Here is a 13,967-nt window from a genome sequence, read left to right on the forward strand (position 1 = left end):
ATCTATTTTCTTCACTTCAGAAGATATTGGTATTTATATCATTTCCAATGGTTTCCAAATCAGTAAAAAGCTCTTTTACTTTATAGTTTGTCCCCAGGGGTCTAAACTTTATATGATGTGCACTTGAGTGTGGGCAAGTCGGATGGATACCTTGCACCGAAACCGGTTATCCATGGTAAACTCTTTAAAAGAAAGTTCATTATGTTTCATCGTTCCTTTCTGGTTTGGGTCGTGGTGAAGACTCATCTTACACCAGGTCCGATTCTTTTATTTTTTACACTAAATAAATAAGCTCGACCTAAAAGGCACATTATGTGCCTTTTGGGTCAGCTCCTTTTCTTATTATTCCATCAGCTTTGCTACTGGCTTTGAAAGAAGAAATAATACAATACCTAAACCAATTGTTACAAAACCAATTACACTGAATATTTCCAGGTAACCTAAAGACTGCGTATATGCAGCTAATTGGCCCGCTACCATATTAGCTACCGCGGAACTTGCCAGCCATACTCCCATTAGAAGAGAGGCAAGCTTGATTGGAGCGATTTTACTTACCATTGATAAACCAACTGGTGAAATCATTAATTCAGCTAATGTATGAAGGAAATACGTTACAATCATGAACAGGATGTTTACTTTCAGCGCTGTATCGTTTCCTGTATACATAACAGCAGGAAGCAGCACTAAGAAACCTAAACCAACAGTGACTAAACCAAGAGCCATCTTCGTTGGAGTTTTTAAGTCACCGCGTTTTGAGCTGCCAAGCTTGTACCATAAAGCAGACATAATTGGCGCTAAAATAACGATGAATAATGGGTTCAAAGATTGGAACCAGGCAGTTGGAACCTCAAAACCAAATACATTCCGATCAATTTGGTCATTAGCATACAATGTCAATGAACTTCCTGCCTGCTCGAAAGCGGCCCAGAACGCAATTACGAAGACAGCCAAAATAACGATAGCCGTTGTACGTTTTTGTTCTCGTTTCGTTAACGGTACAGCTGTTTTTTGACCAGCTGTAACTTTCGGTTTACCAGTAGGTTCTTTACCGATATCACCTAAATAGCGATTGCCTAATAAGTTGAAAACTATCTGCCCTACAATCATACCAATTGCTGCTGTCAAGAACCCATATTTATAGCTCATAAGTCCAACTACTAATGGTGCAAAGAAAGCCCCAACGTTAATACCCATATAGAAGATGGTAAAAGCTCCATCACGCCGCGGATCGTTGTCTTCATAAAGATCACCTACAATTGTCGAGATGTTTGGCTTGAAGAAACCATTACCGATAATCAATAAACCAAGACCTATGTAAAGCGCTGTCATACTCTGACTTGAGAATAGCGAAAAGTTACCAACCGCCATTAAAATACCACCAATCGTTATCGCCAATCTTCTGCCTAAGAAACGGTCAGATAAGTATCCGCCAATCATTGGTGTAATATAAACGGCACCAGTAAAGAATCCGTAAATGCCCATAGCCGTAGCTTTGTCGACTCCGAGCCCGCCGTTTACAACAGTTGCTGTTAAGTAAAGAACAAGGATTGCTCTCATTCCGTAATAGCTGAAGCGCTCCCATGCCTCAGTCGCGAACAGCATGTACAGTCCAGGAGGGTGCTTTTTCCTGGAATGGTTTGGCTGCTGAACATCATTTTTTAAAATTGCTTGCATCATAAAGTCCCCCTAAATCTAGTTAAATATTAAACCATACACCAAATACGATGATGGGCACGAATGCCATCCAACCCAATATAAGTATAATGGGAAACGTTTACATTTCTAATCGTGGCTCTGGTGCAAAATGAATCAGTACTAATAATGTCTTCCCTCAATGTCTCCCCTTTGTGTAATCAATCTCTCGAAATGAATAATACTTATTGCTAAAAAAAATGACGTTCAATGAAAGTGTTTAGATTTTAAATTATTTTTAATGTTGCAAAATAATTTTATATTATCAGAAAATATAAAAATACAGAAAAAAAAGAAAAAAACTCTTGATGCAATAGGGTTTGTGTGGCAACGGAGACAAATTACATAACCAGTAATAGCGGACCTAAAACAGAAAAAAATGCATCTTCTTACTCTAAAGGTCTGTCTTTTAAAGAGTTTAGAACAAACTTATAAGTTAAATAATAAGGAATTTTTATTGTCCTCTAAGTACTAATAGTGGATATCACTTTGATGAAAAAAACCTTAAAATCAATGTCCGCTAATGCTTATTACGTGATTTGGTTCGACTGCTACATAGTTCCCATTAAAATAAAAAACTGCCTAGTATTAAGGCAGTTTTTTAGTCAACAATCCATTGATATAAATTTTTCGGTCTTCCTATTTTTTGATAACTCACAATAATTTCTACTTTTCCTTCATCAAGTAAATGCATAATATAGCGATAGACGGTCGGATAAGCTAAATCAACTTCTTTAGAAATTGTATCAACAGACAAAGGTTCACGATTAGAATGTAAAAAATCACTAATGTGACAAAGTGTTCTCTTACTAATTCCCTTTGTTGTGAATACATCCTTTTCTTCAATCGATATTTGCTGCGGAGCTGACTGAGTTAATTTTGCAAGGCGAGCATGCAGTTGAATTCTTGAAATCATATCAGGCGCTTTTACAGGCTTTAGTGCAAAATCTGTTGCGCCTGCTTCAAGAAAGCGATCAGCAATTTCCTGCCGTTCATCGACTGTTAATACAAGAATTGGAACATCAGCATTACGGTTACGGAGCTCACCTACTGTTTTTATTCCGTCCATTTCCGGCATATGATAATCAACTAAAATAACATCTGCTCCTTTTTCTGCAAACACATTTAATCCTTCTTTTCCGTTGTTAGCCGTATTTACATTCCAGCCGGCAAATTCACAAATTTCACTTAGCATATATTGAATTGATGCGTCGTCATCAATGACTAAAATATTCAACTTGACACACTCCTCTCAGCTAGTTTAATCCAAATTGTTGTCCCGTGTCTAAGCTTGCTGTCAATTTCTAAAGATGCACCATGTCCTTTGGCAACTTGTTGTACGAAAGCTAACCCCATTCCCGGATGCGATTTTGTACTAAACCCAGCTTTCCATATTTTCTCCTGCTCTTTAGGTGTAATCCCTTTCCCATTATCCGATACACCCAACCATAGTTCATCTTCATAGGTTTTTATCTTAAGCAAAATCTTGCCATCTTCTATTCCATTCACTGCATCGTAAGCATTGTCAATTAAATTCACTAATGCCCTAGTCATTCGGATTTTATTAATTAAAATTTTAATTTCAGGATTTGTTTGAAAGTCTACTTTCAGAATGAGATTTGTCCCGCTCAGTCTGCTTGATTTGACGTATCCAACTAAATCTTTTATACGGCACCAATGTTTTTTATCATCATATAAAATCTCAGAAATCATGTCGCTAACGGAATGAATCGATGATGAAATCTTTTGACAATATTCTTTAATTTTAGTATCGTCCACTTTCAAACTAATTAAAGAATTTAGCCCCTCAATTGCTGTGAGAGGTGTTTTTAAATCATGGACCAGATATAGTGCTTCTCGTCCTGATCTTGACTGCATTGCTTCTAACTGCGCATAATGAAGCTCTTGTTTTATCCTCCACTTTTGTTCAGCTAATGAAAAATAAACAGCTAAAATAACAGCATTAATAATAAAAATTAAACACAAAGTTAAACTGTACAATGTTAAAGATTGCTCAAATCCAATTTGAACTGCTATATCTTTTATTTCCTTTGAAATCGATCCTTCACCAAATCCATATTTAGATAAAGAAGGAATCTCATTCAGCCATTCAATCCCAAAGATTAATTGAGAACAAATAATTGTTTTAATAATAGGCTTTAGCCTATCCTTTCCAAAGGCTTGCAATAATAAGATTGCTAAGAGCAATAACAACGCATATGCGCTAAATGAGTATGTTAAAGAATAATAAACATTTATCACGATATAGACGAGAGGAATAACAATAAGAGGAATGATAATCTTTAACCATGGACGGTTTAAACGATCACCGATTTCATCTCCCAACAGCAGTGCACCAATATAATGAAACAAAGCTAAAACTGTATTTAAAGATACTAACAAAAAAACGGCAAGCATTAACGAATTACCTGTTTCTTCATCTTCTCTTAATGAAATAAGCAAATCAGTAAGCCCGATTTCGTCAGGACCCAACCACGTTAGTAAGAATACTCCGACTAAAATTACTCCAATTTTCATCCATATTGTCCAAGATTTCATAAGACTAGCTATCATAATTATTTCACCTTTAATAGATTAATTGCTTATATACAGAAATTACATGAATAGAATGAAACCAATTCTTCACTTCTTATTTATTTAAATTTATGTATACCCTTCCATAATCTCATTATACGCAATTCATCGTAAATATGAAAATTATAAAATAACGGGCTCTGGTGCAAAAATTTGAACATCTTGCAAGTAATCTCTAAATCTTTGATATACTAATGCTACGCGTTGGGTCCATCAATATGATCCTGAGTTTGTTTAGGGGGTCCGTTCTAACAAGGGGTGAATTCATTTCAAAGCTAAATTTTTAAAATAGATGTATATAAATATATAAATTGGCAGAACAGGCAAAGTATTCTCCCACCATTGAAAATCCATTGCGATATCCGCATGGAAATTTTTTTGTAATGTCATTCCACTCTTTTAGAATCTCCTATTTGTTCCGACCAAAACGATCAAGAGAATGAATGTAAATAATATCCTTGTATGTAACTAAATTTATGAACATCCAATCACGCGATAATAAGCCCAGATATATTATGGCGCTTAGTTTGTCTGTGTAAAACAGGAGAACCAGCTTTCCCTACAGATGGTTCATATTTATATTTTGGAATAAGTTATATGGGACTCTAAATTATAGTAATCTTAAGAAAACAAAAGCATCCCAATAGGGTTTACTTATTTTGCTATGATTAGAGGTTTTTGTTTAACGATTTACCAAACTCAATCAGATCACTCATAAGGCTCAGCCCTTTTTTTAAAAGCGTTTTTTACTGGGTCCGTTGTTTTTTCTGGATTTGAAGTGAACCCAAAAAGTTAGACACTTTATTTAATTAGGCAACCTTGAGGGCATGAACCCGGTAATCTACTGGGCTCATGCCTTTTAATTTTACTTTGATTCGTCGGTGATTGTAATAATGGATATAATCTTCCAGTTCTTTTTTGAAATGCTCCATGCTGTCGAACTTCTGTAAATAAAGTAATTCCGATTTCAGTAAGCCAAAGAAGTTTTCTATGACGGCATTGTCTAAACAATTTCCTTTGCGGGACATGCTTTGTAGAATGTTATGTCTTTTCAAATCATGTGAGTATTGTTTCATCTGGTAATGCCAGCCCTGATCTGAATGGAGAACGGGGGAATCTTTCGATTCCAATCGCATAAAGGCTTGGTCAAGCATCTTGGAGACTAAGGGATAAACAGGACGTGATTCGATATTGTAAGCAATAATCTCTCCATTAAATAAGTCTAGAATGGGCGATAAATACAACTTCTCACCGTGTAAATGAAATTCAGTTACGTCCGTAACCCATTTTTGATTTGGCTTTGTTGCCTTAAAATTACGATTGAGGATATTAGGCGCAACCTTTCCAATCTTGCCTTTGTATGAACGGTATTTCTTCATACGGACCAGACACTTTAGTCCCAACTCCTTCATCAATCGAAGGACCGTTTTATGGTTCATTGAAATCCCCCTATTACGTAATTCCAATGTAATGCGTCGATACCCGTATCTCCCTTTATTCGTATGAAATATCTCCTGGATAACTGGCTTTATTTCTTCGTATTTATCCTGACACCCGAAGGCGTTTATCCAATAATAATAGGTACTCCTTGCGAGATTTGCGACGGACAGAAGTAGCTTTAAATTAAAATCTTCCCTTAGTTCATGTACTACTTTCGCTTTTTGCGTTCGGACGCTTCGCTTTCTTGAACTAAGGCTCTCAACTTTTTTAAATATGCATTCTCTGCACGTAATCTTTCATTTTCAGCCTGTAACGCCTCTAATGACCCTTCTACTGGTTTTTTCTTCGTTTCTTTTTTCATGGATGGACGCCCCTTTTTCTTCGTTTTAAGAGCGTCAACTCCGTACTCCTCCAATTGCTTTAGCCAATTAGTAATAGTAGAAGGAGAAGCAATGTTATACACAGCAGCTGCATGGGTACTAGACACTCCAAAATCGTTCATATAGTTTAGTACATCCATCTTAAAGCTAATATCATAATTTGTATAGGTAGACATTAGCCCTTCTATCCCATGTTCTTTATAATGCGCCACCCATTGCTTTAAAGGAGTCAAACTGATATTAAATTGATTGGCTACAGTTCTAAATGAGTCTATTCCTTCTAAATAAGCAAGGACAGATTTTAATTTCAACTCTAATGAATATTTTGTCATAAAAAAAGCTTGTTAGATGGTGTCTAACAATTGGGGTGCAGTTCAATTCTGAGCTTTTTTAATTTTCATGGGAGTTGCATAACAAAAGGAGCTGATTCCAGCTCCTGATTAAAATTTTTTTCAACTCAACCTTTTAAAACTTTGAATGCTTCCCGAACTTTTCGAGCAAATTCCAGTGGTGGTTCGATTGATTCAAAATGCATATACATGGCTCTAGGATTTTCAAACAACCAGTGATTATGAACTGCAGTTACAATAATATCCCTTTCTCTTAATTCTGTTAACAATGGATTTACCTCGACTTGAAGTAGAACTGTTTCACCTAGATTTAGTGCATTTCCTTTACTATCTAAATTCTCAAAGGTGAAAAATTGAGGGTTTACTAACGGTGAATTAGTTCTCCTTCCAAGGATTTTAAATGGTATGTCTCTAAATCTTTGAACTAGACATACTCCATTCATAAAACTTGCATCACCGTCAAGAATCCTTGCAAATTCACTACATAAATCCCTTTTTGATTCCTTACCCATAATATTCACTCCTTATAATAAAACCATTTGTACCTTTTAGTACTCTGGTTTTATTGTATGAGAGTAGATTATTTAAGATTGGGCAAATGAGTGGATTGGGTCAATTCATAAAAACACTTACTTATTTATCTTGTTATCTCAATCTTGTGCACCTAGTCCAAGCCTTTTGAGAAGATCCATTAACTGTATTTTTTCCTCATTACTTATAAAAGACAAATTTTCAGATATGACTTCAACGTGTTGGGGAAAGATTTCTTTAAATAAACTTTGACCTTTGTCAGTTAGAATTACATTTGAAGCTCGACGGTCTACTGGATTTGGTTCCCTTTTAACAAATTCTTTTTTTTCAAGTTTATCCACAACGTAAGTGATGCTTCCACTAGGAATAGATAATTTTTCACTAATTTTTTGAATTGAGTGGGGGCCCTTATTATAAAGAAGTTCCAGAATCATAAAATTCTCTGAACTAATTCCGTGTCTTTCAATATCTTTAACAACATGACCAAAAATAGTTTTACTTGCCTTAAGCCAGATGCGGAAAAGACGTAAATCAATCTCGCTTTGTTCATCTCCTTGATACATTCACCGAACCTCCTCCTATTACGACTAACTTTTGAAATTACAATTGGTTATTTTGGTTTTCTGTATAAAGGATAATCAACTTCAGTCGGAACTTCAATTAGGAAGATCCTAAAGTCTTTATCTAATGCTTGAATTGTTACGTCTCCACCCTGTACTGATTGAACGATGGAAAAATCTTTTTCTGCTAAACGAGTGGGTTCATTCGTGTCTAAAGAAAAATCTCCATGGCCTCTGATGGCTAAACCAGCTAATGTACGATTCGATGAAAGGCGATGAGTATATACTGTTCCCTTTGGAATGAGTACATCCCACATCTGAGCATCTGTCACGATTTTCATTGGTGAATCATTTCCTAGTATTGTTTTAATTTTCACACCATCTTCACCCGTTAAAGAAAAATCATTGGAATCGTATTGTGAATAAGCAGGTGTACGTTTTACAGCTTGACTTAAATGTGGTTCAAACCAGATTTGAAAGATTTCCGATGGTTCTTTTAATGCTTCTGCATGATACACACCGGAGCCTGTTTGCATGAGTTGGGTTCCCCCTTCTTCTACAACACTTTCCGTACCAAGTGTATCCCGATGATAAGCTTTACCCTTTATCACATAGGTGATGATTTCAAAGCCTTGATGTGGATGCAGTCCAATTTCTGCCGGTTCCTGAGAATGACCCCAAGCCCAGTAAAATAATGGTCCTAGTCGATTTATTAGAGACCCTTCTCCAGAAAAACCAATCGGTTTTTGCTCTTTAATTTTACCGTCATCAAACTGCCCATTCGCTTGATACTGTGGTTTAATAATTTTAATTTCCATTTAAATCCCTCCTATAGAGTAATTGTCTATTTATCCAAGCAAAGATCCAAAATTTATAAGTAATACTACTAATCCAAGAATTAATAAAATGATCGGCATCATCATTTGTTTTACAGTATCTTTTATTTTAATATGAGTAAAAACGGCACCAATCATCGTTACTACAATGAATAACCCTCCCCATGCAGCTAACCTCTCATTCCAAATACCTGCGATAACTAATACCGCTGAAACGACTTCTGCCAATCCTGTAAACACTCTAAACCATCCTGGATACCCATAATGCTTAAACCCTTCCACCATTTGCTTTGATCCGAATTTCATAAATCCAAACATTAGGAATCCTAATCCTAATATAACTTGAAGAATAATTGATAAAACAACCATTAATTTTCTCTCCCTTTATTCTAATATTATTTATCCTAAAATGATATATCCTAACTTCAGGATAAACATATCCTAACATTAGGGTATGTTTTATGTCAACAAAAAAATACCTCAATTTAGTTATTGAGGTGTCATGCAGTTATTTCAAATTCACCATTTTTATTAACCTAAACTGCTCGTTTGTTGAAGAAGAAAAAAGAGGTGTCGCCATTTCCTCCATTCTTCAACTCAAGCAATCCGTTAGAATAGAAATCAAACCGTTTGTTTGCTAGGTAATAGATTCTCTAAGAACCTTGGTCGGGCAAGTCAATCGATCTTTTTATCGGATTCTTTCATAAGAAACTTCTACAAACACTTTCTACCTAAGGAAAGGTTTGTTAGATAAGACTAATTATTTTAATTTAAGTATTATTTTTCCTTTTACTCTTCCCGCCTCTGCATACTCCAATGCTTTTTGGGCATCTTCGAAAATAAAAACTTTATCAAGTGTAGGCTTAATCACTTCTGACTCTAACATTTCTGTTAAAATTTTAATTGCTCTCCACTATGCTTCATAAAAATAAACGTGTATTGGACATTATGTCTTTTTTCTAGCTTCGTAAGTTTATAACTTGCAATTGAAAATAAGGTTTTTTTAAATGAGCTAAATCCGTTTTCTTTAGCAAAGCGACCATTCGGGATTCCAGATATAGAAACAATCTTTCCTCCTTTTTTTAATGTTACAAATGATCTCTCTAATGTCGCCCCCCCAATGGTATCAAGAACTGCGTCGTAGTCATGAATCGAATGTTCGAACTTTTCTGTCTTGTAATTAATAACTTCGTCAGCCCCAAGAGATTTTACTAAATCACTACCATCACTAGCTGTAGTTGCGACAAAAGCACCCATATGTTTTGCAAGTTGGATAGCAAATGTTCCTACTCCCCCTGATCCTGCATGTATTAATATTTTATGTCCTTTTTCAATTCGCAGAATATCATGTAAAGCTTGGTAGGATGTCAATCCGACTAGAGGGATGGAGGCGGCTTCTTCAAAACTTAAATTTTTAGGTTTTAATGCAATATCTTCTTGGTTAACAGAGAGATATTCAGTAAAAGTTCCCATTTTATTTGCTCTAGGTCGACCATATACCTCATCACCGACTTTAAACTTCGTGACACTAGTACCTACTTCAACAATTTTTCCAGAAAAATCGTTTCCTAAAATTAACGGCATCTTGTATTTCAATAATAATTTTAATTCACCTTTTCGAATTTTTGTATCAAGAGGATTTATACTTGCCGCATATATCTCAACTAAGACCTCGTCATTATTTATTTTGGGCATAGGGAAGTATAAAAAATTTGGTTTTTTACCGTAGTTTTCAATTGCTAAAGCTTTCATTACAATCCTCCACATTTTTATTTAACACACATGCATCTTTTCATAACGAACCTAAGAAAAAAGATTATGAATATCCCTAGATGGGATATTCATAATAAATAAATTATTTTAAGAAAGGATAATCTGTATAACCATCTTTTCCTCCTGCATAGAGCGTGTTTTTATCAGGTTCGTTTAGGGGAGCACCTGATTGAATCCGTTCTACAAAGTCTGGATTAGCTAGTACCCAAGTGCCTACTGTGACAACATCTGCAAGATTATTATCTACATCAGACGAAAGTTGATCTAGCGGAAGACCTGGACGGTTAACAAGAAGTGATTGATCCCAAAGTTGACGCACATCTTTTAGGAATTGCTCGTTTCCAAAGTGCATTAAATGCAAATATGCAAGGTTAAGCTTATTTAATTCACTTATTAAATAGCGTTACATCTCAAGGCTATTTTCCCCCTCATCAATGCCTTGCAGTGTTCCTTGAGGAGAAAAACGTATGCCCGTTCTTTCTGCTCCTATTTCATCAACAACTGCTTTAGCTACTTCAATAGCGAATCGAGAACGACCCTCAATCGTACCACCGTATGCATCTTGACGATGATTGGAGTTTTCACTAAGGAATTGTTGGATCAGATAACCATTCGCTCCGTGAATTTCAACTCCGTCTGCACCAGCCTCAATTGCTGAACGTGCTGCTAAACGAAACTCATGGATAACATCTTTTATCTCAAGCTCACTCAATTCTCTTGGTGTTGGAATTTCTTTTATTCCTTCTGCCGTGAAAATTTCTACACCAGGTGCAATAGCTGACGGTGCAACTGCTTGGCGGTGGTGAGGTGTGTTATCAGGGTGTGATACACGTCCCACATGCATAAGCTGAACAAAAATATGACCACCTTCACTATGAACTTTAGAAGTTACTTTTTTCCACCCTTTAATATGATTTTCTGTATAAATACCAGGTGTCTTAGTGTAACCTTGCCCATCATCTGAAGGTTGGGTTCCTTCGCTTATAATTAAACCGACTGAAGCACGCTGACCATAGTACTCTGCTACTAAATCGCTCGGCGTACCATCTGGTAAAGCTCTACTTCTAGTCATCGGAGCCATACCTATACGATTTTTTAAGTCAATGTTTCCGATACGAACTTTTTCAAATAAACTGCTCATATGAATACTCCTTTTTAATAAGAATTAGAATCAAGAAATGAATTTACGTGTTCTGCAAATAGTTCTGGAAATTGAAACAGATGCCCGTGACCAGAATCAGGATATATAATCAGCTGTGCTTTGGGTAATTTCTCTGTTAAGATATAACTGTTTTTAGTCGGTACCATCACATCATTAACACCATTAGTAACAAGTACAGGGTGTTTGATGTTTTGTAACCATTCATAATCATGATTAGATTTTTGTTTAGCCCATTTTGCAATGGCTTGTAATTGTGCCTCTTTTACTTGTTCTGAACTGTTTACTTTTTTCTGATTAAAAATTCTTTGTAGTGAAGCCATTCCTGCAGATTTACTTGTTTCGGTTTGTTCGTAGAAAAAGAACATAAAATCATTTATTCCATCTTCTTCCGTTCCGCCGTGACGATTCATTCTTTCAAAAATCTCTGGATTTGGATTAATACCAGATTCAGGCGAAGTACCTGCCATAATAATTTTTCTTACTAAATCTCCTTCTTGTAAAGCTAGCTCTTGTGCAACCATGCCACCAATCGAAAAACCAAGAATGTCAACTTGTTCTAATCCAAGAGTTTTTATAAATGTTGCTGTATCTTTTGCCATATCAGCAATTGTAGTAGGCGTTAGTCCATCGGTCTCACCAACCCCTTTATTGTCAAATAAGATTACTGGGCGTGTATTTGCAATAGGTTCAAGCATGATTGGATCTTAGTTTTCCATCGTTCCTCTAAAGTGAACAAGAAATACTACTGGTATACCATCTTGTGTACCAAATTTTCTATATGCGTAACGAGTTCCATCTGCTTCAATAAATTCTGATTCTGTTGGTATTTTAAAGTTTGTCATTTTTGTGTTCCTCCTTAGAAATTAAAAAACGATTTTATAAGTATGCATTATGATGGTTCGTTTCATGCTAATTTTAGAATGAGCGTTCTAAAAAGAGTAAAAAAAGAAAGCTAGTCCAACACTGAAAGTGCTAGAGTGATGATGCCTTCTAATTCTTTTTTATTGTAATTAGTTTTTATTAGTACTCTTATACCTACCAAATTGTTGTGTAAAAAACGAGATGTGTTATCAGAATCGATTTCTTTTGATAGCTCTCCACTAGTTTGGCCCCGTTTTATAAGGTTATTAAACATATCTTCAGTACGGTTAAACATTTTTGTAACTATGCGTCCAATTTCTTTGTCCAACAAAGATAATTCAATGGCAGCATTTACTGATAAACAACCTTTTGGGTATTGTTCAATGGGATTCAGTATGAAAATAAAAACATCACATATCGCCTGTTTAATGGATGAAGTGCTGCTAATTATGCTTTCCATCTCATTGACGATGAGCTCTTCATAGTGATTAAGGGAAGCTAAAAACAATGAACGCTTGTCACCAAATGTGTCATATATACTCCTGCGGTGTATCCCCATATGATCCACCAAATCTTGCATGGATGTTTTTTCATAACCCTGTTCCCAGAAAAGCTCCATTGCTTTTCTTAATACTGCTTTTTCGTCAAACTCTTTACTTCTGGCCATTTTATTTCTCCTTAAAAAAATCCATGAACCAATACTAACAAAAACAAACGTCATAATCCATTATAGAATGAACGTTCTAAAATAAACACATGAATTTCAAACCATGATTAAATAATACCCTTTTTAGAACGATTAGTAAAGAATTATAACTAACCAATAATCCCCAACACATTTGCTGCATATCACAATGTTATCCATTAACTTTCACTTAGGGGTACCGCCAAACATTTCGCAAAGAAACTTATAGCTGCAGCAGCTAAAAATCCCTTTCAGACAACACTGTATCAAAGTCATATAATGAGCTTAGAAATGTATATCAAAATGCTTATAGAATACCAAAAGCACCTATCAAAGTTGGAAGAAGAGATAGGTGCTTTGGCTAAAGAAATTGAAGAATATAAGATAATCCAATCAATCCCTGGTATCGGTGAAAAAATCGCGGCAACGATTATTTCTGAAATTGGTGAGATTGATCGGTTTAATCACCCTAAAAAACTCGTAGCATTTGCAGGAATTGATCCTAGTATCTTTGAATCTGGTAGATTCAAGGGATCCGTAAACAAAATAACCAAAAGAGGTTCGAGTAGATTACGGCATGCCTTATATATGGCTGTTCGATGTGCCATTCGTGATGTCGCAAAAGAAAACGACTGATGAAGTTATCCCTCGTAACAAGAGATTACGTGAGTTCTATGATAAGAAACGGAAAGAAGGAAAGCCCTATTAAGTAGCTGTTATAGCATGTGCTAATAAGCTTCTACAATGGATATATGCACTATTACAAAACAACTCGACTTTCCAAGACCTGGCCTAGTTGAAAAGTATAACTAAATATAACTAAACTTTCCAAAAGCAGTTCATTGGAAGGTAATTTGGCATGCATATTTTTAGTATAGCATGAAATATTTTTAGTTTTTATTGATAAATGTTGACAAACTATTAGCTGGTTTAGTTTAAGTACATTTCTTCACATTCTCACACCAATATTAATATAAATATCCAGTTTTGTTTGTAAGTCTTATTCCATTAAATGGCCCTTAAATGTAAAAATGAGCGCGATCCTTCTTACAGGAAAGCGCCCTTTTCTTGAATTTCAATTACTTTTATATAAATACGTTTG

At 35.5% G+C, this 13,967-nt stretch carries 13 protein-coding genes and 2 pseudogenes; 1 reads left to right on the plus strand and 14 read right to left on the minus strand.

Annotated features, from left to right (window positions below):
• Nucleotides 1–342: 342 nt before the first annotated feature.
• The 14 genes and pseudogenes from QFZ73_RS01615 to QFZ73_RS01680 form a co-directional block, all read right to left on the minus strand.
• On the minus strand, nucleotides 343–1,674 hold the full coding sequence (locus QFZ73_RS01615; protein ID WP_307262173.1) for a peptide MFS transporter: 1,332 nt from the start codon (nucleotides 1,672–1,674) through the stop codon (nucleotides 343–345).
• Between the two features lie 619 nt (nucleotides 1,675–2,293).
• A complete protein-coding gene (locus QFZ73_RS01620; RefSeq protein WP_251437562.1) occupies nucleotides 2,294–2,929 on the minus strand; it encodes a response regulator in 636 nt (211 codons plus the stop codon).
• Entirely contained in the window at nucleotides 2,926–4,266 is a 1,341-nt protein-coding gene (locus QFZ73_RS01625; RefSeq protein ID WP_251437563.1) for a sensor histidine kinase, read from the minus strand. The genes QFZ73_RS01620 and QFZ73_RS01625 overlap by 4 nt, the downstream gene beginning before the upstream one ends.
• Before the next feature lie 830 nt (nucleotides 4,267–5,096).
• A protein-coding gene (locus tag QFZ73_RS01630) for an IS3 family transposase (RefSeq protein ID WP_307262181.1) occupies nucleotides 5,097–6,439 on the minus strand; the annotation gives its coding sequence in 2 pieces (ribosomal slippage) (nucleotides 5,097–5,998 and nucleotides 5,998–6,439; 1,344 coding nt in all).
• Nucleotides 6,440–6,564: 125 nt separating this feature from the next.
• On the minus strand, nucleotides 6,565–6,969 hold the full coding sequence (locus QFZ73_RS01635; RefSeq protein WP_307262184.1) for a DUF1259 domain-containing protein: 405 nt from the start codon (nucleotides 6,967–6,969) through the stop codon (nucleotides 6,565–6,567).
• Between the two features lie 138 nt (nucleotides 6,970–7,107).
• Nucleotides 7,108–7,551: a MarR family winged helix-turn-helix transcriptional regulator gene (locus QFZ73_RS01640; protein WP_307262187.1), complete on the minus strand. Its 444-nt coding sequence runs from the start codon at nucleotides 7,549–7,551 to the stop codon at nucleotides 7,108–7,110.
• A 47-nt stretch (nucleotides 7,552–7,598) separates the two neighbouring features.
• Nucleotides 7,599–8,366, minus strand: coding sequence for a pirin family protein (locus tag QFZ73_RS01645; RefSeq protein WP_307262190.1), 768 nt, complete (start codon nucleotides 8,364–8,366; stop codon nucleotides 7,599–7,601).
• A 30-nt stretch (nucleotides 8,367–8,396) separates the two neighbouring features.
• Entirely contained in the window at nucleotides 8,397–8,753 is a 357-nt protein-coding gene (locus QFZ73_RS01650) for a DoxX family protein (protein ID WP_251437566.1), read from the minus strand.
• Between the two features lie 391 nt (nucleotides 8,754–9,144).
• Nucleotides 9,145–10,136: pseudogene (locus QFZ73_RS01655) on the minus strand (NADP-dependent oxidoreductase).
• 103 nt (nucleotides 10,137–10,239) lie between these two features.
• Nucleotides 10,240–10,509, minus strand: a complete 270-nt coding sequence (locus QFZ73_RS01660; RefSeq protein WP_307262197.1) for a hypothetical protein — start codon at nucleotides 10,507–10,509, stop codon at nucleotides 10,240–10,242.
• Between the two features lie 51 nt (nucleotides 10,510–10,560).
• Nucleotides 10,561–11,298, minus strand: a complete 738-nt coding sequence (locus QFZ73_RS01665) for an alkene reductase (protein WP_307262200.1) — start codon at nucleotides 11,296–11,298, stop codon at nucleotides 10,561–10,563.
• Between the two features lie 14 nt (nucleotides 11,299–11,312).
• On the minus strand, nucleotides 11,313–12,014 hold the full coding sequence (locus QFZ73_RS01670) for an alpha/beta fold hydrolase (RefSeq protein ID WP_307262204.1): 702 nt from the start codon (nucleotides 12,012–12,014) through the stop codon (nucleotides 11,313–11,315).
• Nucleotides 12,015–12,023: 9 nt separating this feature from the next.
• A complete protein-coding gene (locus QFZ73_RS01675; RefSeq protein WP_307262209.1) occupies nucleotides 12,024–12,161 on the minus strand; it encodes a hypothetical protein in 138 nt (45 codons plus the stop codon).
• 110 nt (nucleotides 12,162–12,271) lie between these two features.
• Nucleotides 12,272–12,847 (minus strand): TetR/AcrR family transcriptional regulator, encoded by a 576-nt coding sequence (locus QFZ73_RS01680; RefSeq protein WP_307262213.1) that lies wholly within the window; start codon nucleotides 12,845–12,847, stop codon nucleotides 12,272–12,274.
• A 231-nt stretch (nucleotides 12,848–13,078) separates the two neighbouring features.
• On the opposite strand from QFZ73_RS01680, the pseudogene QFZ73_RS01685 reads away from it, so the two are divergent.
• Nucleotides 13,079–13,661: pseudogene (locus QFZ73_RS01685) on the plus strand (IS110 family RNA-guided transposase); the annotation flags it as partial.
• Nucleotides 13,662–13,967 lie beyond the last annotated feature (306 nt).

This window comes from Peribacillus sp. V2I11 (assembly GCF_030817135.1).
In the GTDB taxonomy this organism is placed as follows: Bacteria; Bacillota; Bacilli; order Bacillales; family DSM-1321; genus Peribacillus; species Peribacillus simplex.

Coding starts and splice junctions, on each gene's coding strand:
- QFZ73_RS01615 (WP_307262173.1), bottom strand. CDS start 1,674: ATGCAAGCAATTTTAAAAAATGATGTTCAGCAGCCAAACCATTCCAGG.
- QFZ73_RS01625 (WP_251437563.1), bottom strand. CDS start 4,266: ATGATAGCTAGTCTTATGAAATCTTGGACAATATGGATGAAAATTGGA.
- QFZ73_RS01635 (WP_307262184.1), bottom strand. CDS start 6,969: ATGGGTAAGGAATCAAAAAGGGATTTATGTAGTGAATTTGCAAGGATT.
- QFZ73_RS01640 (WP_307262187.1), bottom strand. CDS start 7,551: ATGTATCAAGGAGATGAACAAAGCGAGATTGATTTACGTCTTTTCCGC.
- QFZ73_RS01645 (WP_307262190.1), bottom strand. CDS start 8,366: ATGGAAATTAAAATTATTAAACCACAGTATCAAGCGAATGGGCAGTTT.
- QFZ73_RS01650 (WP_251437566.1), bottom strand. CDS start 8,753: ATGGTTGTTTTATCAATTATTCTTCAAGTTATATTAGGATTAGGATTC.
- QFZ73_RS01660 (WP_307262197.1), bottom strand. CDS start 10,509: ATGCACTTTGGAAACGAGCAATTCCTAAAAGATGTGCGTCAACTTTGG.
- QFZ73_RS01665 (WP_307262200.1), bottom strand. CDS start 11,298: ATGAGCAGTTTATTTGAAAAAGTTCGTATCGGAAACATTGACTTAAAA.
- QFZ73_RS01670 (WP_307262204.1), bottom strand. CDS start 12,014: ATGCTTGAACCTATTGCAAATACACGCCCAGTAATCTTATTTGACAAT.
- QFZ73_RS01675 (WP_307262209.1), bottom strand. CDS start 12,161: ATGACAAACTTTAAAATACCAACAGAATCAGAATTTATTGAAGCAGAT.
- QFZ73_RS01680 (WP_307262213.1), bottom strand. CDS start 12,847: ATGGCCAGAAGTAAAGAGTTTGACGAAAAAGCAGTATTAAGAAAAGCA.